This is a genomic window from Bacillus cereus group sp. BfR-BA-01382, assembly GCF_022663475.1.
Classification (GTDB): Bacteria; Bacillota; Bacilli; order Bacillales; family Bacillaceae_G; genus Bacillus_A; species Bacillus_A thuringiensis_S.
In genome coordinates this window covers 1-20605 of the sequence record NZ_JAKUFQ010000097.1, presented here as the reverse complement: position 1 = coordinate 20605, position 20605 = coordinate 1, and the positions used below count along the sequence as shown (strand labels likewise).

The window sequence follows — 20605 nt, the reverse complement described above, 5'->3', positions numbered from 1 at the left end:
ATAGTCTTTGAAAGAGAGTACGAATGATACTAAAAGGGAGGCTTTAAACTTTGAGTTTACAAATTCAAAACTTAACGAAACAATTTGGGGAATCAAAAGCTGTTAACGGTTTACAAATTTCGTTACCAAAAGGTGAAGTACTAGGGTTACTTGGACGAAATGGTGCAGGGAAAACAACAACAATCAAAATGCTTCTCGGATTATTAACGCCTAATGAAGGTTCGATTACGTGGGATGGAAAAGCATTTGGGAATAGTGGCGTAACAATTGGGTATTTACCAGAAGAAAGAGGTTTATATACAAAAAGTAGAGTAATAGACCAGCTGCGATATTTTGGTAGATTAGAAGGGATGTCGAAGAAAGAAGTAGATCACGCTATTGATCACTGGTTAGAGCGTTTAGCGATACCAGAATATAAATTTAAAACGGCTGGAGAGCTTTCAAAAGGGAATCAGCAAAAAATCCAATTAATTGCTGCTCTTCTTCATAATCCGGAACTTCTCATTTTAGATGAACCATTCAGTGGCCTTGATCCAGTTAATGCCGGGATGTTAGCTAGTATTATTGAAGAACAAGTACAGAGCGGAAAGACGATTATTTTATCAAGTCATCGTATGGAACAAGTAGAGGCTTTTTGCCAACATGTATGTATTTTGAAAAAAGGTGAAGCAGTCGTAAAAGGACAGCTAAGTGATATTAAGAAAGAATACGGTTTCCGTAATTTAACGATTGAAGATACAGTAGAGAATGAAAAGGGATTAGAAGCTATACATGTATCGTATGAAAAACAACAAGGCCTTCTTTATGTGAAAGTACAAGGCGATGCGGAAGCTCTCGAGATTTTGCAACAGTTGCAAGAGCAAGGTGTTAGCTTACGACAATTTAAAATGTTAGAGCCGACGTTAAACGAAATCTTTGTAGAGAGGGCGAAATAACGATGCGTAAATTTTCTCACGTATTTTCATTTTATTTTAGGGAAGCGTTTTTATCTAAAAAATCATTAATTACGAGTGCGATTTTATTTTTAGTTGTGTTTGGGATTTTTGCATTTAATCATTTTACTTCAGGCGATGATAAAAATAAGGATAAAGATAAAATTGCAGTTGTAGTAGAGAGTTCCACATATAAAGTACAAAAAGATGAGCTAAATAAGCTATTGCCATCAGCAAAAATAACACTGGGTTCAAAGGATGATTTTGATAAACTGCATAAGCAAGTAGAAGATGGCGATTTAGATGGTCTATTCCATGTGACGGAAAAGGGTGGGGCTCCATCGATTACATATATGTATAATGGATTTCCAAGCCAAGCAACTTCCGCAATTATGGCAGGATATTTAAAGCAACAATATACGATGGTGACGATTGCCAAAAATAATGTTTCACCAGAAATTGCACAGCAATTACAAACAGAAATTCAAGTAAAGCAAGAAGCGATAAAAGATCGTACATCTTCTTTCGGAATTGCCTATTTCTTTACATTTGCTTTATATATGTTTATTGTAGCGTTCGGAAATACAATCGCAATGAATATTGCATCTGAAAAGGCGTCACGTGTAATGGAAGTAATGCTTCCGAAAGTGAAGCCTCTTACAATGATGTATGCGAAAATTTTAGCGGTTGTTTCAACGGCGTTATTGCAACTTGTCATATTGGCGTGTGGTTATCTTATTCCATATTTGTTGGGTTGGGTTGATTTAGAAAGTGCCTCACTATTTGGTATTCCAATTGACTTTACGAAATTAGATGCAAAGGTTATCAGCATGTTTCTTGTTTATTTCATTACGGGATATTTACTATATGCGATGATGTATGCTGCTGCTGGAGCTGTCGTGTCTAAGACGGAGGATTTACAAGCTGTATCTTTCCCGGTAATGATTTTAATTATGGCTGCATTCTTCATTAGTATTAAATCATTAAGTGATCCGAATAGTACTATCGTTGTTGTAAGTTCTTACGTTCCATTTTTTACACCGATGGTTACCTTCTCACGTATTGTAGCTGGTGAAGCAGGTATGCTAGAAATTACGATAACATTAGCGGTCTTATTGGCGACAATTGCGGTATTAAATGCTGTTACAAGCCGCATTTACGTAAACGGCGTAATGAATTACTCAGATAAAGTTAAATTTAAAGATTTAGCGAAATTTATAAAGCGTCAATAATGAGAGAAAAGCATGATTTCCTATTGAAATCATGCTTTTTCTTTATGTATAAATTAAAAATAGTATATAATAATAAGAGTTGTCTTTTAATAGAATGAATAAAAAGGAGGGTGTGCAGATGGGGATTAGTAGTCGTTTTACAGTAGGTGTTCATATGCTGACATTACTTGCGATAGATCGAAACTCTCGCTGTACCTCTGAATGGATTGCCGGTAGTGTGAATACAAATCCAGTTGTGATTCGTCGCATTACAGGAATGTTGAAGAGAGCAGGACTTGTTGATGTACAAGCTGGTAAAGGTGGTACGACACTTGCTCGAGATTTAGAAGAAATTACATTACTTGATGTATATAAAGCAGTGGAAGTTGTAGAAGAAGGACAGCTATTTTCCTTCCATGAAAATCCCAACATTGAATGTCCAGTAGGAGCTAATATTCAATCAGTATTAGAAATTATTTTAATGCAAGCGCAAGAAGCGATGGAAAACGTACTTGCAAATGTAACGGTAGATCAATTAGTTACAAATTTAAAGTCTAAAATGAAAGAATAAAAAAGCGAGCTTCCTCATAATGAGGGCTCGCCTTTTTTTATTCAGAAATATTGAAAATTCTATTTTTCAGTATTTAAAATGAATTTACCTACGATAGCTGCGAAGATACCACCAAGAATTGGTGCTACGATGAATACCCATAGTTGAGAAAGTGCTTCTCCACCAACAAATAAAGCTGGTGCGATACTACGAGCTGGGTTAACAGATGTTCCAGTTAACGGAATTCCTAATAAGTGAATTAAAACTAATGTGAAACCAATTACTAGTCCCGCTAAAGAAGAACTGCCTTTTTTACCTGTTACAGCGACGATAACTAAAATGAATACGAAAGTTAAAATGAACTCAACTAAAAATGCTCCAGATAAACCAAGAGTTCCGAAACCATTTTGTCCTAAATTATCTAAAGGTGTTTTAGCAGATTTTAAAATTGTTACTAACGTTGCAGTTCCTAATAAACCACCTAAAATTTGAGCTAATACATAATAATAAAGTTCCATAGCGTTCATTCGTTTGTTGATGAACATAGCTATTGATACTGCTGGGTTAATGTGACATCCAGAAATTGTTCCGATGCTATATGCCATAGCTACAATAGATAGACCGAAAGCCATAGCGATTCCTAATGTTCCAATTCCTTCAATTCCGCCGCCAGTGACAGCTACTCCAGTTCCGAATAATACAAGTACAAATGTACCAATAAATTCAGCGATTGCTTTTTTTAACATAATTTACCTCCTATTAATGCGCATGAAACGTATTATAACATAAGTTTTAGTATAAACAGCCAATGAAGTACTATTCTGATAAGGCGAAATAGGGGGACAATAAAAAAGGGTATGGTTCATCTCTATAGAACCATACCCTTTTTTTATGCTGATTTTTTCTGTTTAACGACTGGAACAGAACGGTTTAAAATACTATTTGCAACCATTCCTAACATAATAATAATCATTCCAATGAGGGAAAGTCCTCCAGGGAATGAACCATTTAAGAAAATGATTTCGCCAAGCACGGTAAATACCATCGTTCCAGCTTGTGTTGCTTCAACTGCCCCGAGTAAGGCGAGGTTATCTTTTGCTAAGTCAGTAGCAAAGAAAAATGTCATCGTTGCAATAACGCCGGAACATAATGCTAATAAAAGCCCTTGAAGCATTTGGCTGGATGTTGGAATGCCAGTAGTAGAAAATCCATATACACCAAGCAAAATTGTTATAGGAAGACTTCCAATAGCCATTCCTAATACACGTTGGAACGTATCAAGGCGTCCGCCAACAAGTTCCATCATTTTTCGGTTACCGAACGGATATAAGAAAGCGGCTAATACGACAGGTAAAAAACCTGAAATGAACTGAGTCATTGTAATATGGCCTGCTGCAGTTGCTTGCATACAAATTACACCAAGTAAAATAAATAATGCAACATATAAGCTACGAAGTGGAATTTTTCCACGTACAAGTTTCGTACCTGATTTTGTTTCTATTTTCACGAAAAATAGTGGTGATAGTAGTAAACCAGCTAAAATCGTAACTTGCCAAGTTCCAGCAACGAGCCAAGCTGGAGAAAAGACAGCTGCGAAACTTAATAAAGAATAAAAACCAATACCTGCAACGGAACCCCATCCGATCCATGCTAATGGATGTTTTTTTAATTCTTCCCATAATCCCCTAAAGTTTTTGCGAAATAAAACGATAAGGAATAAAATAGGAAGAGCAAATAAAAAACGGAAGGAAGCTGTCCAAGCCCAGCTCGTTCCAGATACATTCATTGCTCTATTAATAATAAAGGTTGCAGAAAAAAAGGCAGATGATAAAAGACCTAATAAAATTGCGCGCATAAAGTATAGCACTCCTTTCGAAAATAAATAATTATGTATAGTATGATATACTTTAATTAAATAAAAGTAAACTATTTTATACTTTAAGGTGGTTTTATATATGAAAGAAAATGAAGATATACAAACGAAAGAAGTCATTCAACAAGTTGGACAGTTATTGAGACAAATTCGAAATGAACAGAAATTAAGTTTAGAAGAATTAGCTCATAAAACAGGAGTAAGTAAATTAACATTAGGAAAAATTGAAAGAGGGGAAACAAATCCGACGCTAGCTGTCATTTGGAAAATAACGAAAGGGTTATCAATTCCTTTATCCAGATTGATGGTTGTTGGAGAACCTGTAGCTGTTGCGCGCTGTGGAGAAGGATTTGCAGTAGATGAAGGACAAGCGTGGCATTTAGAAACGATGTTCCGTTATACGAAAGAAACAGGGATGGAAATGCACCGTGCTTGTTTACGATCAAATAGTATATATGAACCAGAAGCTCATCATGAAGGTGCGATTGAGCTTGTAACGATAATGAAAGGGAAAGTGTCTATTCAAGTGGAGAATGATGTATACGAATTAAATGAGTTTGATTCCATCCAATTTGAAGCGAATAAGAAGCATGTTTATAAAAATGAAGAAGAAGAAGTGGCGGTATTACATTTAACGATGAAATATTCTTCATGAAAAAATCACCTATAGAATTCTATAGGTGATTTGCTCTTCTTAAGTATATGAAATGATACCATTAGTACGAACGTGGCATAAGTAATAAACAAATGAAATAAACTAAAAATCCTGTCCCAAAACATAAAACAGCAATAACCCAAATGATACGAATAAGAGTAGAGCTAATATCAAAATATTCTCCTAAACCACCACATATACCAAATAGCATTTTATCAGTTTCGGATTTACATAACTTTTTTGACATATTCCAATCAACTCCTTTTTATATCAAACTGCATACTTTTATTCTATATGGAAATTTATGAGAAGACTATGGGGTTGTATTACATTTTTTTTTGAGAGACGATCATATTAATTGTCTTAATTTTCAGTGGATATTAAACTTGTAGTTATGAGGTGATTTTTAATAAAGGGTGGGGGAAATAGGGATGACAGTATATTGGTTGACTAATGTAATGCTTGAATCAAGGTATACATATGAAGAAGAGAGAATTTCGCGAACAGAAACAGAATTATGTAGTTTACTCATTGAAGATGGACGAATTAAAAAAATTATAGAAGGGGTTGTTCAAGAAGAAGATATAGTAATGCTTGATGCTAAGCACTTATTGATGTTGCCAGCTTTCGAAGAGATGCACATTCACATTGATAAAACATATTATAGTGGCCCCTGGAAAGCTTGTAAGCCAGCAGAAAGTATTTTTACACGTTTTAATGAAGAAGAAAAAATTTTACTAAAGCAATTAGCAACTGCTCAAGATAGAGCGGAAAATATGCTAGAGTTACTACTGCGAAATGGTGCAACGAATATTAGAACGCATTGTAATGTTGATCCGATTATTGGACTTGGTAATTTGGAGGCGACGTTAGCGGCATTAGAAACATATAAAAATCGAGTGTCTAGTAGAATTGTTGCGTTTCCGCAACATGGATTATTGCGCAGTAATTCTGTGCAACTCGTGAAAGATGCGATGCGTATGGGTGCTCATCTAGTCGGAGGAGTAGATCCAGCTACAGTGGATAATGATATTGAAAAATCATTACATACAATTATGGATATCGCAGTAGAATTTAATGCGGATGTTGATATTCATTTACACGATGAGAATAATCTTGGAACGTTTACGATGAAGAGATTGGCAAGTTTAACAGAAGAAGCAGGGTGGCGAGGGCGTGTAACAATTAGTCATGCACTTGGACTTGGTGGTGTTACTGATAAAGAGGCTGAAGAAGTGGCAGAAAGACTCGCAGCTGTAAATATTGATATTACTTCAACAGTACCAATTGGTAAACAAGTAATTCCAATTCCGTTATTAGATAAAAAAGGTGTTAAAGTTTCATTAGGAAATGATAGTATTACAGATCATTGGTCACCGTTTGGAACAGGTGATATGCTTCAAAAGGCAAATCGATTAGCAGAGCGTTTTGGATGGAGTGACGAAAGGTCTTTAGGAAAAGCAATTCGCTTTATTACGGGAGGAAAAGAAACGTTAAATAATGAAGGGAAGCGGGTATGGCCGAATGTAGGGGATGAAGCGAGCTTTGTTTTGACAAATGCGACATGCACTGCTGAAGCGGTAGCACGCCAAACAGAAAAAAGTTTAGTCGTGTATAAAGGAAATATTGTTGTTGGAAGCTTAAATGAGCTGGAATTCAATAATCTTGTGTAGAAGAATCGTTTAAATACCTTGGGGAGGGTTCTAATTGTGAATATAGAACTCTTCTTTTTTATTCTTACAATATATTTTTTATAGGAAAGCTAGAAGGGATGGACATTTTGGACAATCAACATAACCAAAATTATATTATGGGAACTTTGCAATGGTTTATATTTCTATTAGCAAATTCAATCGCACTACCAATTGTCGTTGGTGGATTATTTCATCTTACGACGGAAGAAATATTTTATTTAATGCAGCGTACGTTTTTTGTAGTTGGTATATCTTCTTTCTTACAAGGATGGATTGGGCATAGACTTCCAATTGCGGATGGACCAGCTGGATCTTGGGTTGGTGTATTTACAGTACTTGCTTATGCAACTGCCGGACAAGATCAATTGCATAGTACACTGCAAATTTTAGAGTTAGGAATGATAATCTCCGGTGTTATTTTAATAGGATTAGGAGTAACTGGTTTTATAGGACGTATTTTATTTTTATTTACGCCAGTTGTGACAGGGACGTTTTTACTTTTATTATGTTTACAATTAAGTGGTGTATTTTTAAAAGGAATGCTAGGAATTACAGCTACTATTTCTCAAATCGATGGATTTACAGCGATAATTGCGTTTAGTATATTTTTGTTCGTTATTATACTGTCTAATTTTGGAAGAGGTTTTATCAAAAGTTATGCAGTTTTAATAGGATTAATTAGCGGGTGGATTATTTTTCTCATTGCAGGAAAAGTGACGGTTCCATCTCAAGTAACTCATTTTGTACAACTTCCACAAATGTTTGCTTGGGGACTTCCAAAATGGAATACTGGTATGGCAGTATCCAGTTTCGTTATGGTATGTATTTTAGTTTCAAATACAGTGGCAGCTATTATAGCGATTAATCAAGCTACCATTCATAAAGCAACTATTGAACAAAAACAGTTGAAGGATGGTACGTGGGTTGGAGGGATTTCGCATATCATTTCCTCCGTATTTTCAACTGTAGGTATCGTTCCGTTACCAGCAACGGCAGGATTTATACGCTTAACAAAACAAAAATATATACGATCGTTCTTAATGGCATGTGCGTTACTAGTCGTAATGTCTCTTTTTCCAAGTATTATTCGTTACTTAGCATCTTTACCATCGGCTGTCGCATCGGCTGTTTTAATGGCTTCGTTCGTACAATTAATTGGAATTGGATTTAATAATATAAAACAAGTGCCGATGAGTGAAAGGAATGTAACGATTTTAGGAGTGGCAGTATTATTTGGAAGTGGCGTTATGTTTTTACCGTCTGGAGCACTCCAATCCTTGCCGTCTGTTATGCAATATATATTCGGTAATGGTTTATTTGTAGGTACGGTTGTAAGTATATTGCTAGAACAAATATGGCGCGCTGGAAAGTAAGTGGATAAAAAGAGTGTACGCACTGTATAAAAGTCTAAAATAACATAGGAAATAAAGCCCATTTTCATTCACCACCTGCACATTTCGTTCATACAATATCTTGACTAAATAAACACCCAACTTACACATACACAGCTCTGGCTTAAGCAAGGAGGGTTATACCAGTTGAAGGAAAAAGCGTATCAATCTAAACCTTTACTCACAAAGAGAGAAAGAGAAGTATTTGAATTACTGGTTCAAGATAAAACAACGAAGGAAATTGCAGGTGAACTTTTTATAAGTGAAAAGACAGTTCGCAACCACATCTCAAACGCAATGCAAAAGCTAGGGGTTAAAGGACGTTCACAAGCAGTTGTGGAGCTTCTTCGTATGGGAGAGCTCGAACTATAAGAAAGCAGCCGACTTTTATACAAAGAGTCGGCTATTTTTTTGTTTGCTTCACTTGCTATATGAATGATAAGAACACTCCATACATAAATAGGTAATAAGGAGGGGATAAGTTGAAAAGGATACTGTTAGTTTCAACAAGTGCTCATGATATGAATGGACACCCGACTGGTTTGTGGCTTGAAGAGCTCGCAGCTCCTTATCATTTATTTAAAAAGGCTAAGTTTGATGTTGATATTGTGTCAATAAAAGGCGGGAGAGTACCTATAGATAGAGTGTCTATTCCGAATGGTATACCTCGTGAATTCAAGCATGTAGCTTCTTTATTGCAAAATACGAGGCCGATTTCAAATGTTCATTTCTCGGATTATGATGCGGTTTTATTTGGTGGTGGCCACGGGGCGATTGTAGATTTTCCAGGTAATCCATATGTAGCAAATTTAATTGAGAATATGTATAACGATAACCGGATTGTAGCGGCTGTTTGTCACGGAGTAAGTTCCTTTGTCGGTGTGAAAAATAAGGATAGCTCGTTTTTTGTTGCCGGTAAGCGTATAACAGGTTATACAAACGATGAAGAAAAAGCTGTACATTTAGAAAAGCGCGTTCCGTTTTTGTTAGAAAGTAAGTTGAAAGAAGAAGGAGCTTTGTTTTATGTAGCTCCCAATTTTACGCCGCATGTGGTAGTAGATGGGCATTTAATTACAGGACAAAATCCACAGTCTAGCGTGGAAATAGGTAAGGCTATAAAAAGGGCTGTAAATAAATTATAGAAAAAGTACCCGCTACTAACAAAGGTAGTGGGTATTTTTATCCCGCTATTTGCCGAGCAGCCCGTAAAAGCCCAATTGGTGAGGGTTGATTAAAGTTTCACTTTATCCTAAAATTCCCCCCTCAAAATTGGTTTGTAACCGTCCAGTTGGTGATAATGGATTATAGTTTTTTATGTATAGTATATGAAAATGTAATAAACTAAAAAGGCGTAATAAGTATAATAACTTCATTTATAATCATTCGTGAATTTGCTATACTATTTTGTATGGACAAAAGGGGAGGCTCTTTTAAATGAGAAAAGTCGCATGTGCAAATACTTATATTAATAAAATAAAGCCCGTTATTAGAAAGACGAGTTTTAGCCAATTGAAAATAGATGAAATTGCGAAATATATGGATATTAGTAAAGCTACTTTATATAAACGTTTTTCTTCGAAAGATGAAATTATTGAGGCGGTAGTAGAGGATTTCATGAATTATCTACTCGAAGGTGATGTGGATAATCAAGATGAAAGCATGTCTTTTGCAGAACGTTTCCAAAAGACGTTTATCCACTCTTTAAAATGTGTGACATATATTTCGGATGTTTTTTTGCAAGATTTGAAAGAAGCATATCCGCATTTGTCAGATCAATTAGTCGCTGCACAACAAAATCGTAATCATAATTTGCAAATGTTTTTTGAAGCGGGTATGGAACAAGGTTATTTTAATAAAATGAATGCACAATTATTTATGGTACAAGATGATGTGATGTTACGACGTATTATAGATCATTCTTTTTGTATTCAGTACGATATTACTTTAAAGAAAGCGATACTTGATTTTTATCAATTAAAGAAGTATCAACTTTTTAAACCAGAGTATATAGAAGCAATTGATGATTCTGAAATTGAAAAAGAAGTTATTGCTATTTTGCAAATGATTTCGTAAAAAAGCAGATCTCCCTTAATAGAGGGAGATCTGCTTTTTTTAGTACATATTATTTTTGCAACTGTTTTAATACTAATTCGGCTACTGGACCACCTGAAGCTGGGTTTTGACCAGTGATAACACGATTATCTTCTAGAGCAAAAGCTTCCCAAGGCTGTGCAGCTTTTTCGTAAAGTCCTCCATTTTTAATGAGTTCATCTTCTGTTAAAAATGGAACGAATTGATCTAATTCAGCTAATTTTTCTTCTTCATTTGAAAAGCCTGTTACCTTCTTACCGCTAATTAAACGATCCCCATTACTTAATGTAATATGAAATAAACCAGCAGCTCCATGACAAACGGAAGAAACAATACCGCCGTTTTCATAAATATTGCGGCTAATATTTTGAAGTTCTTTATTTTCTGGGAAGTCCCAAATAACCCCGTGACCACCTGCGTAATAAATAACAGCGTAGTCTTCTGGATTCACTTCACTTGGTTTCATTGTAGAACCGAGGCGATTCATAAACTCTTTCTTTTGGTACCATTCCCAATCGATGCTCTCCGCCATTGCTAAACTATGTGGATCAATTGGTGTATAACCGCCTTGTGGACTGACGTAATCAACTTCGTAACCCGCTTCTTCTACTTTTTTACGAAATGTACAGCTTCACCGAGCCAAAGTCCGGTAGCCCTATTTAAATTTGGGTATTTTTCTACGCTTGTTAATACAACTAACATTTTTTTCTTCATCATAATCCTCCTATAATGTCTCTTCTATATAAAAGTTCTGTATTCGTTTCATTTTATTAAGTTAAAAAATGCAAATTTGAATAATCATGCCAGTCCTCCTTATATCAGCTTCGAAATTAGTGTATAATAACTTTTGAACAAAGTAAACTAAAAATACTAAACTAGTTTACTTTGTATGTTTTTCGTTGACAAACTGTAATGCTGAAACTATGATAGTTCCATGAATATCGAACAATATACGTGTTTCGTTTCGAATTCAATTTATCGCACGATAAATTAGCACCATTTATACATTTAATGAAGTTGTTTAGTGGTGATACAACATTTAAATAACTTCATTTTTTTATCAATAGTTTGACAGTTTTAAAATTGTAATCAGGAGAGTGTTACACATGGGGAAAGATATAAGTAACCATTCGAAATGGTTTGTTTTTACATTATGTTTTATTGTTTTGTTAGGACCGATGAACGCTGTGTTATTTAATGTAGCGCTAGAGGATATTGCTAATGATTTATCAATTAGTCAATCGAAAGTAAGTTGGGTTGTAGTAGGGTATTCTTTAGTCGTCGGTATTGGTTCGATGATATATGGAAAACTGGCTGATCGTTACAGTGTAAAAAGGCTATTAATTATTTCTATTATCATATTTGTAGCTGGTTCTATTGTTGGGTTTGTGAATCAATCTTATGAGATTATCATTTTCGCAAGGCTAGTGCAGGCGAGCGGAGGAGCAGCGTTTATTGCGCTTAGTATGATTGCGGTGGCTAAATTAGTTGCTCCAGCTAAAAAACCGGGTGCGTTAGCAATGATTAGTTCTTCTATTGCATTAGCGGTTGGTATTGGACCTTTAGTTGGTGGGGCAATTACAAATACGTTAGGGTGGCCGTATTTATTTTTATTTATGGTTATTTCAATGGTTGGTATTTTCTTGCTCGTAAAATTTATGCCAGAAGAGGTGCAACATACCGATGAAGTGTTCCACTTTGATTTCATTGGAGCATTTTTATTATTTGTATTGATTACGACCGTTTTATTAGGAGTGAATATTAATAGTTGGCTTTTTGTGTTATCTGTTGCTTTCCTATTTTTATTCAAGGCTCATATGAAGAGAGCAGAGTCACCGTTTATTGATATTGAGTTGTTTACAAATAAACCATTACTGCGTTTAATAGCGGTCGGATTTATCATTAATGTGGCGTTATGTGCTAGTTTATTATTATTACCATTACTGTTAGGAAGAGGGCACGGGTTGTCTCCGTTCGTTATTGGAATTGTATTGTTTGTTGCATCTCTCTTTGGTATTGTATCTAGTTTTATTACCGGAAAGATTATTCCTGCGTTTGGGAATGTGAGGATGATGTATGTAGCGTCTGTAGTTATGATCATTGGCTTTTTAATTTTAGGGATTATTCCAGACGGGAACTTACTCTTTATTTTATTTGCGGTTATTTTAACATTTATGAGTTATTCGGCAATTCAAGTATCATTAAACACATTTATTCCGAAAACATTAAATCCAGCTAAAGTTGGAGTCGGCCTTGGTTTATATAATTTAATTAACTTTTTCGGTATGGCATTCGGGCCAGCTGTAGCGAGCAAAATTATGGAATCTACAAATAGTTATCGATTGAATTTTATTTTGATCGTCATTTTAATTTCTGTTCATTTCGTCTTATTAATGGGAATGTCTTCTTTTCAAAAAAAGATGGAGCAATGAATATGCACTTTATATAGAAGAAACCGACTTTCTTATAGAAGGTCGGTTATTTTTCTATCTTGCAAATTATGAAAAAAAGGAGCAAAATAAAAAAGGTCCTAGTCTATACATGGGCAAATGAAAATTTTCATACAGAAGCATTTGAAGTGAGCGAACTTAAAGTGTGTAAAATATAATGATAAACATAAAAGATGATGAATGAGAAAACGGGTGATGAAGTTGAATAGAGCAATCGGTGTTATCGATTCAGGAGTTGGCGGTTTAACAGTAGCGAAGGAATTAATTCGTCAGTTGCCGAAAGAACGTATCATATATTTAGGAGATACAGCACGTTGTCCTTATGGTCCGCGTTCTCGAGAAGAAGTGCGTCAATTTACGTGGGAAATGACGGAGCATTTACTAGATTTAAATATCAAAATGTTAGTTATTGCGTGTAATACAGCAACTGCGGTTGTATTAGAAGAGATGCAAAAACAATTACCAATTCCAGTAGTGGGAGTTATTCACCCAGGATCACGTACAGCTTTAAAAGTGACAAACACGTATCATGTTGGGATTATTGGAACGATTGGAACTGTGAAAAGTGGTGCATACGAAGAGGCGTTAAAGTCTATTAATAACCGTGTTATGGTAGAAAGTTTAGCTTGTCCACCTTTCGTTGAACTTGTAGAGAGTGGGAATTTCGAAAGTGAAATGGCGTATGAAGTTGTAAGAGAAACGCTGCAACCACTGAAAAGTACCGATATTGATACACTTATATTAGGGTGTACACACTATCCAATTTTAGGACCTGTTATTAAAAAAGTAATGGGAGATAAAGTACAACTAATTAGTTCTGGTGATGAAACAGCACGTGAAGTAAGTACAATCTTATATCATAGTAAAATGTTGAATGAAGGAGAAGAACAAAGCGATCATCTCTTCTTAACAACAGGAAAAATAGGCTTGTTTAAAGAAATTGCATCAAAATGGTTCGGTCAACCGATTGAAAATGTGAAGCATATTCATTTAGAAAAAGAATAATAGTAGAATTCATATAAGTGAGCTCCTGAGAAATCAGGAGTTTTTTTGTTTTATCTTGCTATTTGCTGGGCAGTTAGAACCTCCACTGATTAAAGTTTCACTTTATAAGAGGCACAGCTTGTTCTAAAATGTGAAACGGCTCGTATACATAATAGTACAAACTTAGATTTTAGGGGGGAATGGCATGCCTAAATCCACTTTTAAATGGGTTGTTGGTGCTACTGTGAGCGCTGTTTTACTAACAGGGTGTGGCTTTATAAATCAGGAGAAAGCAACTGAACAAATTGATCCGCCAAAACAAGTTACGTATACAGAGGGTGGGAAGAAAGAAGTAGCTAAAAAAGATAAGCAAGGGCAAATGGTAAATAGAGAACTATACCTTGTTGATAAAAATGGTTATGTTGTACCACAAACGTTAGCTATACCTACTCCGAAAGCAAATGAGACTGTGAAGCAAACGTTAGAATACCTTGTGAAAGATGGACCGGTAACGAATTTATTACCGAATGGGTTTCGTGCAGTCATTCCGGCGAATACAACGATGACTTTAGATTTGAAAAAGGACGGGACGGCAGTTATTGATTTCTCTAAAGAAATGAAAAACTATGCGAAAGAAGAAGAGCGTCAAATCATTGAATCTATAGCGTGGACGTTGACGCAATTTACAGAGATAAAACAAGTGCAGTTCCAAATAAATGGTGAGAAATTGGCGAAGATGCCGGTTGCTGGTACACCGCTTGGTGAAGGAGTGAGCCGTGCAAATGGTATTAACTTCGATGATGAACAAGTAGCAGATGTAACAAATACAAAACCAGTCACACTGTATTTTATGGCGCAAAATAATAATAAACAGCAATATTACGTACCAGTAACGCGCCGCGTTGCTGAAGGAAAAGAAAATGATTATGCAGCAATTATAGATGAGCTTGTAAAAGGTCCGATTCATCAATCGCTCCTGAATGATTTTAATCCAGGCGTTAAGCTTATTACGAATCCGAAATTACAAGACGGAAATCTTACATTAAACTTTAATGAAAATATATTTGTAAACCCAGATAAAAATATGATTTCAAATTACGTATTGAAGTCGTTAGTTTTATCTTTAACAGAAAAGAAAGGTGTGAAAAATGTTTCTATTGAAGTGAATGGAAAAGCAAATCTTATAGATGAAAAGGGCGGAAAGTTAATAAAACCTGTAGATCGTCCAGAAAACGTGAATACAGGTAGTTTTTAATCTTGAATAATTTGATATACTTAAGTAAGAAAGGAGAATTGCTTTTTGGGTTCTCCTTCTTTTATTGTATACATATCATACATTTAAAATTGGCTATACTAACGAGTAGTAATTAAGAGGAGGTTATTTTTATGCGAGTAGATGGTAGAGAGAAAACAGAATTACGCCATATACATATTCATACGAACTATTTAAAACATCCAGAGGGATCTGTATTAATTGAAGTTGGGGATACAAAGGTGATTTGCTCAGCGACAATTGAAGAGCGTGTACCACCGTTTATGCGTGGAGAAGGAAAGGGCTGGGTAACAGCTGAATACGCGATGATTCCGCGTGCAACAGAACAACGTACAATTAGAGAGTCAAGCAAAGGGAAAGTAACAGGACGTACAATGGAAATTCAGCGTCTAATTGGACGAGCATTACGTGCGGTAGTTGATTTAGAAGCGCTTGGCGAGAGAACAGTTTGGATTGACTGTGATGTTATCCAAGCAGATGGTGGAACGAGAACAGCGTCTATTACAGGTGCATATGTAGCGATGGTACTAGCTTTTGAGAAGTTATTACAAGCAGAAAAAGTATCTAAAATTCCAGTAAAAGATTATTTAGCAGCAACGTCAGTAGGGATTGTTGAAGAGCAAGGTGTTGTTTTAGATTTAAACTATGCAGAAGATTCTAAAGCAGACGTTGATATGAACGTGATTATGACTGGAAAAGGCCAATTTGTTGAAGTGCAAGGAACTGGAGAAGAAGCGACGTTTAGTAGAGCGCAGTTAAATGAACTACTTGATGCTGCGGAAAAAGGCATTTTCCAACTGATTGATATGCAAAAAGAAGCTTTAGGCGACATCGTATCTCATATAGAGTAGAGGTGGAAAGTATGAAACAAGTTGTTGTAGCGACAAAAAATATGGGTAAAGTACGTGAGTTTGCTGAGTTATTTGAGCGATTTGATTTAGAAGTAAAATCATTACACGATTTTCCTCATATTGAAGAAGTTGAAGAAACAGGTGAAACATTTGAAGAAAATGCGATCTTAAAAGCGGATAGTTTGAGTAGACAGCTGAATTCGATCGTAATTGCGGATGATTCGGGTCTTATTGTAGATGCTTTAAACGGAAAACCAGGAGTGTATTCAGCGCGTTTTGCTGGTGAACCGAAAAATGATCAAGCAAATATCGATAAAGTGTTACAAGAATTAAATGGCATTGACTTTGAAAAGCGTAAAGCACGTTTCTATTGTGCATTAGCAGTTGCTTTCCCTGAAGGTGATAAAAAGCCTGTCATTGTAAATGGGACATGTGAAGGATTTATTTTAGAACAACGCCGCGGAGAAAATGGTTTTGGATACGATCCGATCTTTTATGTGGAAGAATACAAAAAAGCAATGGCGGAATTAAGTTCAGATGAGAAAAATGCTATTAGCCACCGTGGTCGTGCTCTTCGTAAGTTAGAAGAAAAAATCCCGGAATGGTTTTTAGGAGAATAAGGGAGAGAGTATGATGAAAGCTTTAATCGTAAGCGATAGTCATAGCTCTGTGAAGGAATTACAGCAGTTGAAAGAGAAATATGAAGGGAAAGTAGATATCATGATTCATTGCGGTGATTCAGAGCTAACGCCTGCTCATGAAGAAATGCAAGGTTTCCGTGTTGTAAAAGGAAACTGTGATTATGCTAACTTTCAAGATGAAATTGTAACTGATGTAAATGGAATTCGCTTCTTAGTTGTGCATGGACATCGCCATAATGTGAAAATGACATTACAAACGCTAGCGTACCATGCGGAAGAAGTAGGAGCGCAAGTTGCATGCTTCGGACATTCTCACGTATTAGGTGCGGAATTAATCGACGGCGTTTTATTTATTAATCCAGGCAGTATTTTATTACCACGTCAGCGTGTAGAAAAGACATTTGCTGTATTAGAAATGGATGAAAATCAAATGGAAGTTCGTTTTGAAACATTAGACGGACAACTAGTTGAACAAGCAGTTTTTAAAAGAGGATAATAAAATTTATCCTCTTTTAAAAAAGGTGTTGACTTTATGTATGGTTATACATATAATAAATATTGTCGATAGGGCAACGGCGCTAACGAAGAAAAGAAAATAACATATGCGGGTGTAGTTTAGTGGTAAAACAAGAGCCTTCCAAGCTCTGGTCGAGAGTTCGATTCTCTTCACCCGCTCCATGTCCCAGTAGCTCAGCCGGATAGAGCATACGCCTTCTAAGCGTACGGTCGGGAGTTCGAATCTCTCCTGGGACGCTAACAAAAACCTTGTTATCTTTTGATAACAAGGTTTTTGTTTGTCTAAAAATTGATGTTTGGGTTATAAGTGTAGTTCATTCTTAATATCTGCGACCTTTCCTTCGATATTAAGCAGTTGCATATGTACTTCTTTTTCTTAAATAAAAAGAGCGCCGTTTATCCCGCTATTTGCCGGGCAGTAAGACCCCCACCTCAAAATTCAGCGGAAGCAAAGAAGTTAGGTGGGGTCGGGCTGTCCGTAAAAGTCCGATTGGTGAGGGTTGATTAAAGTTACACTTTATGCGCCCTGTTCCTCATATTTAATTTAAAGAATCAATAGGCTTATGGTAGAACTCAAATCCATATCCAGATTCTCCTAATTGTTCACTTGCAATGTTATAAAAGTTTTTACCATTCTAGTGTGATTGAGTAGCCGTTATCGGAACTTATCCCTGATAGTGTGTTACAATTAATAGAAGCGGAAAACGAGAATCTCCAATTGACTGGACGTGTGATTAGTTGGACAGTTTAAGAAGGTTGTATAAAAAGGGAGATGGCGCAAAGATGGCGAGAACAAAAGAGAATGATTTAACGGAGAAATTGGCAGAAGGTCAACGGAAATATGGTGACGGCAACTTTACAGTACAGAACATCGGTGATGAAACTAATCCGAATTGGACTGTCGTAAAAAATGTGAGGAAGGGATCGGCAGGCATTCGCGAAGGAGAAGATATATTAAGACTGCGATCAAAATATATAAAATAGTATGGAATGGGCGGAGCGGGAGTTCGAATCTCTCCTGGGACGCTAAAAAAACCTTGTTATCTTTTGATAACAAGGTTTTTTGTTTTAAATTAGTTATTAATAAACTTCTCAAATACAAAACCATAATCTTTCACATTGTATTGTTTCTTCGTATCAACAAGCCAGTTAAAGGCAATCTCGTTCATCTCTTTAAATTGCTCTGCTAAGTTTACTTGTGCGTTTGAAATACGGCTGAAAGCATTAGATGCCATATCTAAACTTTTATGTGCATATTGTAATGTAATGTCGTTGTCGTATGAAATTTCTTCAATTTTAAGTAAAGCCTTATATAAATCTTTTAATTCTTCAATATGTTTTTTATGAACATCAATTGAGTAATGCTCATCTCCCATTTGAAACTTAATTTCTATATCTAAATCAATCGTTCCTGCAGTTTCAAGTGCTACGTTTTTAATTTGATATTTACTATAGCTATAGCGGCGCAGTGTGCGTTTTTTACTTGTTGCGCTTGTACCATCTAGGTGGAGTAATCCTTTGTTTGTGAAGCAATATTCATCTGATTTGGATTTAATTAGAAAATAAATTTTCTCTCCATCTTCGTGCATCACGTAATCATCAGCATCAACTTTATCGTAATCTTTCGGTGTAATGACAGAACCTACATCGCTTAACCCTAAAACATCAGCAGCTACTTTTTTGAACATATATAATCCCCCTTGTAAATTAAATTCTTAATTGTACAAAAATATATTAACATGATTTTCATTTTTTGTTTTCTTGTAATACGAAAATATCTGAAGGTAAGTTAAGAAAAGTAACGCATAATTATTTTGATCCTAAATTATTTAGTAAATCTATTAGTCTAAGAGTCGATTCGCCGAAAAGTAACCAAGAGAAAAAAGCTAATTTTGCAAGTGATTATAGAGAAATTTCGTGAAAGCACCTCAAGCGATATGAGGTGTTTTTCAATCCCTTTTTGAAATCTTACAATTCTGTAAGGTAACTGTAAGGTAGTTCGATGGTAAGAAATTGCTAATCTTTTATAATGAAGATAACAACGATAAAACGAGGAGGAAGAAATGATGAAAGGGTTAGTTGTAACGGGCTTAACGGTTGCTTTTGGATTTGTAGCGTATGAGAAATTAACGTATGTAGTCGATGTTGTGAAACATTTGATTGCTTAGAGAAAACAGCTATGAGAGGGAAAGGGAATGAGTGAATGAATGGAATGGTTATTTGGAATTATAGGTACTTGTAGTGTAGTGTTATTGTTCTTTGTCCCAAGTGGTATACTTAGTTCGACAACAAGTTTGTTCTTCTTAAGTTTGTTTGCTTGTACGATGCTTATTATTATGTTTTTAATGAAGCGAAGTAAACCAATCTTCTATTTTAGCATGATTGTTATGGCAATTATTGTTCTCCAAATTATTACCCTTGTAATATACCCCACAATTATAAAAGCTTTCCATTAATGATGAATCCTCTGCGCTTGTTGCTGGGGATTTTTATTTGTACAATTTTAATTTTTAGTGGAGATTTACTCGTATCGGAATATAAAAATTAAATATTTTTATATTTCAAACAAATGATTTAAGGATGTTGTGTTCTCATTACGCATTTGATATATTTACTTTGAGCATAATTAAAATCAAGAAAAAGAGGCGGACGTATGGATAAAAAAGAAAATACGGTCGTATTGTTTCCACAACTATCAGAGCGCTATATTGATGAAGGTTTTTTAGCGCTGAAAGAGCGGAAATTCGAAGATGCATTGCGTTGCTTTGAAATATTACGTCAGTATAATGCGGAAACGGAACAAACGGAATTAGCTTCAGTTATTTGTTTACTCGAATTAAAACGTATGGAAGAAGCGAAAGATAAATGTGAACAGTTGCTTAAAACAGGAGTTGTCTTATTTGGTGATATTCTTGAAACGTACGTAACAATTTTAGTTCAAACAAATGATTATGAAGGTGTTATTGAAACTGTTGAAAAGGTTTTACAAACGAAAGATATAATGCCTGATCAAAAGGAAAAATTAGCGCAGCTTGCTTTATTTGCAGAAGGTATGCTAAATGAGGGAGACGCATCGCTAGTGGATTCAAACTTTGAATTGGATGAGTTTACTAATGAAATTTTTGGAGAAAACTTTGGACAGAAGCTAAGAGCGATTCAGCGACTTTCGTTAAAAGATTTAGATCTTGCATTACCTGTTTTAAAGAAATTTTTAATAGACGAAGAGCAGCACCCCTATTTGAAAACTTCTATTTTGTATAAAATGATAGAAAGTCAGGTAGAAGAAGAAATAGAGGTAGAAAAGTTTGGAAATACGATTAAGGTGATTCCAGCATTTACAGGTCATAATGAGGAGCAATCCAATAACATTATACATAAATTATCAAGCCGATTAGAGCAAAATTATCCCGATATATTTGAAGCGATGGTTACATATTGGAAAGAGTTGCAAATTAGCGTTTTCCCATTCGCTCTATTAATGGATAAAGAAGAG

General features: G+C 35.4%; 22 protein-coding genes, 2 tRNA genes and 1 pseudogene. 20 read left to right on the top strand and 5 right to left on the bottom strand.

Annotated elements, in window-relative coordinates; translation table 11 throughout:
* Window positions 1-50 precede the first annotated feature (50 nt).
* From MR160_RS26740 to MR160_RS26730, 3 genes are all read left to right on the top strand, one after another.
* Complete coding sequence (locus MR160_RS26740) at window positions 51-935, top strand: ABC transporter ATP-binding protein (protein ID WP_000058118.1); 885 nt, start codon at window positions 51-53, stop codon at window positions 933-935.
* Window positions 936-937: 2 nt separating this feature from the next.
* Window positions 938-2164 carry an ABC transporter permease gene (locus tag MR160_RS26735; RefSeq protein WP_001224985.1) on the top strand — a complete coding sequence of 409 codons (1227 nt, stop codon included), beginning with the start codon at window positions 938-940 and terminating at the stop codon, window positions 2162-2164.
* A 118-nt stretch (window positions 2165-2282) separates the two neighbouring features.
* Window positions 2283-2714, top strand: a complete 432-nt coding sequence (locus MR160_RS26730) for an Rrf2 family transcriptional regulator (RefSeq protein ID WP_000512998.1) — start codon at window positions 2283-2285, stop codon at window positions 2712-2714.
* A 59-nt stretch (window positions 2715-2773) separates the two neighbouring features.
* Here the strand turns inward: MR160_RS26730 and MR160_RS26725 are convergent, their stop codons facing one another.
* The gene (locus MR160_RS26725; protein WP_242298495.1) at window positions 2774-3439 is read right to left on the bottom strand and encodes an aquaporin; all 666 of its coding nucleotides are present in this window, start codon (window positions 3437-3439) and stop codon (window positions 2774-2776) included.
* 143 nt (window positions 3440-3582) lie between these two features.
* Entirely contained in the window at window positions 3583-4548 is a 966-nt protein-coding gene (locus MR160_RS26720) for a DMT family transporter (RefSeq protein WP_001201632.1), read from the bottom strand.
* A gap of 100 nt (window positions 4549-4648) precedes the next feature.
* Here MR160_RS26720 and MR160_RS26715 point away from each other — a divergent pair, with 100 nt between their 5' ends.
* Window positions 4649-5221, top strand: a complete 573-nt coding sequence (locus MR160_RS26715) for a helix-turn-helix domain-containing protein (protein ID WP_000661914.1) — start codon at window positions 4649-4651, stop codon at window positions 5219-5221.
* Between the two features lie 61 nt (window positions 5222-5282).
* On the opposite strand, the gene MR160_RS26710 is transcribed toward MR160_RS26715, so the two are convergent.
* Complete coding sequence (locus MR160_RS26710) at window positions 5283-5468, bottom strand: PspC domain-containing protein (RefSeq protein WP_000038411.1); 186 nt, start codon at window positions 5466-5468, stop codon at window positions 5283-5285.
* Window positions 5469-5652: 184 nt separating this feature from the next.
* Here MR160_RS26710 and MR160_RS26705 point away from each other — a divergent pair, with 184 nt between their 5' ends.
* From MR160_RS26705 to MR160_RS26685, 5 genes are all read left to right on the top strand, one after another.
* The gene (locus MR160_RS26705; RefSeq protein WP_000219574.1) at window positions 5653-6894 is read left to right on the top strand and encodes an amidohydrolase family protein; all 1242 of its coding nucleotides are present in this window, start codon (window positions 5653-5655) and stop codon (window positions 6892-6894) included.
* Window positions 6895-6992: 98 nt separating this feature from the next.
* Window positions 6993-8288 carry a purine/pyrimidine permease gene (locus MR160_RS26700; protein WP_044784568.1) on the top strand — a complete coding sequence of 432 codons (1296 nt, stop codon included), beginning with the start codon at window positions 6993-6995 and terminating at the stop codon, window positions 8286-8288.
* Between the two features lie 165 nt (window positions 8289-8453).
* A complete protein-coding gene (gene gerE, locus MR160_RS26695) occupies window positions 8454-8678 on the top strand; it encodes a spore germination transcription factor GerE (protein ID WP_000659484.1) in 225 nt (74 codons plus the stop codon).
* A gap of 149 nt (window positions 8679-8827) precedes the next feature.
* Complete coding sequence (locus MR160_RS26690) at window positions 8828-9448, top strand: type 1 glutamine amidotransferase domain-containing protein (RefSeq protein WP_044784586.1); 621 nt, start codon at window positions 8828-8830, stop codon at window positions 9446-9448.
* A 292-nt stretch (window positions 9449-9740) separates the two neighbouring features.
* Window positions 9741-10379, top strand: coding sequence for a TetR/AcrR family transcriptional regulator (locus MR160_RS26685; protein WP_001233034.1), 639 nt, complete (start codon window positions 9741-9743; stop codon window positions 10377-10379).
* A 49-nt stretch (window positions 10380-10428) separates the two neighbouring features.
* On the opposite strand, the pseudogene MR160_RS26680 reads toward MR160_RS26685, so the two are convergent.
* Window positions 10429-11111 (bottom strand): annotated as a pseudogene (locus MR160_RS26680) (type 1 glutamine amidotransferase domain-containing protein).
* 392 nt (window positions 11112-11503) lie between these two features.
* Here MR160_RS26680 and MR160_RS26675 point away from each other — a divergent pair.
* The 9 genes from MR160_RS26675 (at window position 11504) to MR160_RS26635 (ending at window position 18096) form a co-directional block, all read left to right on the top strand.
* A complete protein-coding gene (locus MR160_RS26675) occupies window positions 11504-12829 on the top strand; it encodes an MFS transporter (protein WP_000513864.1) in 1326 nt (441 codons plus the stop codon).
* Between the two features lie 213 nt (window positions 12830-13042).
* On the top strand, window positions 13043-13852 hold the full coding sequence (racE, locus tag MR160_RS26670; RefSeq protein WP_000774005.1) for a glutamate racemase: 810 nt from the start codon (window positions 13043-13045) through the stop codon (window positions 13850-13852).
* Between the two features lie 184 nt (window positions 13853-14036).
* Window positions 14037-15086 carry a spore germination protein GerM gene (gene gerM / locus MR160_RS26665; RefSeq protein ID WP_001126744.1) on the top strand — a complete coding sequence of 350 codons (1050 nt, stop codon included), beginning with the start codon at window positions 14037-14039 and terminating at the stop codon, window positions 15084-15086.
* 131 nt (window positions 15087-15217) lie between these two features.
* Complete coding sequence (rph, locus tag MR160_RS26660; protein WP_001261763.1) at window positions 15218-15955, top strand: ribonuclease PH; 738 nt, start codon at window positions 15218-15220, stop codon at window positions 15953-15955.
* A gap of 11 nt (window positions 15956-15966) precedes the next feature.
* Entirely contained in the window at window positions 15967-16575 is a 609-nt protein-coding gene (locus MR160_RS26655) for an XTP/dITP diphosphatase (protein WP_000815946.1), read from the top strand.
* Between the two features lie 13 nt (window positions 16576-16588).
* Complete coding sequence (locus MR160_RS26650) at window positions 16589-17092, top strand: metallophosphoesterase (RefSeq protein ID WP_000645510.1); 504 nt, start codon at window positions 16589-16591, stop codon at window positions 17090-17092.
* Window positions 17093-17200: 108 nt separating this feature from the next.
* Window positions 17201-17274, top strand: a tRNA-Gly gene (locus MR160_RS26645).
* Window position 17275: 1 nt separating this feature from the next.
* A tRNA-Arg gene (locus tag MR160_RS26640) sits at window positions 17276-17349 on the top strand.
* A gap of 546 nt (window positions 17350-17895) precedes the next feature.
* Entirely contained in the window at window positions 17896-18096 is a 201-nt protein-coding gene (locus MR160_RS26635) for a hypothetical protein (RefSeq protein WP_000124591.1), read from the top strand.
* A gap of 89 nt (window positions 18097-18185) precedes the next feature.
* Here the strand turns inward: MR160_RS26635 and MR160_RS26630 are convergent, their stop codons facing one another.
* Window positions 18186-18800, bottom strand: coding sequence for a PH domain-containing protein (locus tag MR160_RS26630; RefSeq protein WP_000475213.1), 615 nt, complete (start codon window positions 18798-18800; stop codon window positions 18186-18188).
* Between the two features lie 519 nt (window positions 18801-19319).
* Here MR160_RS26630 and MR160_RS26625 point away from each other — a divergent pair.
* Complete coding sequence (locus MR160_RS26625) at window positions 19320-19568, top strand: hypothetical protein (RefSeq protein ID WP_001983650.1); 249 nt, start codon at window positions 19320-19322, stop codon at window positions 19566-19568.
* A gap of 197 nt (window positions 19569-19765) precedes the next feature.
* On the top strand, window positions 19766-20605 hold an 840-nt coding region (locus tag MR160_RS26620), incomplete at its 3' end, for a hypothetical protein (RefSeq protein WP_242298492.1).

Excerpts from the sequence above, each read along its gene's own strand:
- MR160_RS26735 (WP_001224985.1), top strand. The coding sequence starts at position 938 with ATGCGTAAATTTTCTCACGTATTTTCATTTTATTTTAGGGAAGCGTTT.
- MR160_RS26730 (WP_000512998.1), top strand. The coding sequence starts at position 2,283 with ATGGGGATTAGTAGTCGTTTTACAGTAGGTGTTCATATGCTGACATTA.
- MR160_RS26725 (WP_242298495.1), bottom strand. The coding sequence starts at position 3,439 with ATGTTAAAAAAAGCAATCGCTGAATTTATTGGTACATTTGTACTTGTA.
- MR160_RS26720 (WP_001201632.1), bottom strand. The coding sequence starts at position 4,548 with ATGCGCGCAATTTTATTAGGTCTTTTATCATCTGCCTTTTTTTCTGCA.
- MR160_RS26715 (WP_000661914.1), top strand. The coding sequence starts at position 4,649 with ATGAAAGAAAATGAAGATATACAAACGAAAGAAGTCATTCAACAAGTT.
- MR160_RS26710 (WP_000038411.1), bottom strand. The coding sequence starts at position 5,468 with ATGTCAAAAAAGTTATGTAAATCCGAAACTGATAAAATGCTATTTGGT.
- MR160_RS26705 (WP_000219574.1), top strand. The coding sequence starts at position 5,653 with ATGACAGTATATTGGTTGACTAATGTAATGCTTGAATCAAGGTATACA.
- MR160_RS26700 (WP_044784568.1), top strand. The coding sequence starts at position 6,993 with ATGGACATTTTGGACAATCAACATAACCAAAATTATATTATGGGAACT.
- MR160_RS26690 (WP_044784586.1), top strand. The coding sequence starts at position 8,828 with ATGAATGGACACCCGACTGGTTTGTGGCTTGAAGAGCTCGCAGCTCCT.
- MR160_RS26685 (WP_001233034.1), top strand. The coding sequence starts at position 9,741 with ATGAGAAAAGTCGCATGTGCAAATACTTATATTAATAAAATAAAGCCC.
- MR160_RS26675 (WP_000513864.1), top strand. The coding sequence starts at position 11,504 with ATGGGGAAAGATATAAGTAACCATTCGAAATGGTTTGTTTTTACATTA.
- racE (WP_000774005.1), top strand. The coding sequence starts at position 13,043 with ATGAAGTTGAATAGAGCAATCGGTGTTATCGATTCAGGAGTTGGCGGT.
- gerM (WP_001126744.1), top strand. The coding sequence starts at position 14,037 with ATGCCTAAATCCACTTTTAAATGGGTTGTTGGTGCTACTGTGAGCGCT.
- rph (WP_001261763.1), top strand. The coding sequence starts at position 15,218 with ATGCGAGTAGATGGTAGAGAGAAAACAGAATTACGCCATATACATATT.
- MR160_RS26655 (WP_000815946.1), top strand. The coding sequence starts at position 15,967 with ATGAAACAAGTTGTTGTAGCGACAAAAAATATGGGTAAAGTACGTGAG.
- MR160_RS26650 (WP_000645510.1), top strand. The coding sequence starts at position 16,589 with ATGAAAGCTTTAATCGTAAGCGATAGTCATAGCTCTGTGAAGGAATTA.
- MR160_RS26635 (WP_000124591.1), top strand. The coding sequence starts at position 17,896 with ATGGCGAGAACAAAAGAGAATGATTTAACGGAGAAATTGGCAGAAGGT.
- MR160_RS26630 (WP_000475213.1), bottom strand. The coding sequence starts at position 18,800 with ATGTTCAAAAAAGTAGCTGCTGATGTTTTAGGGTTAAGCGATGTAGGT.
- MR160_RS26625 (WP_001983650.1), top strand. The coding sequence starts at position 19,320 with ATGGAATGGTTATTTGGAATTATAGGTACTTGTAGTGTAGTGTTATTG.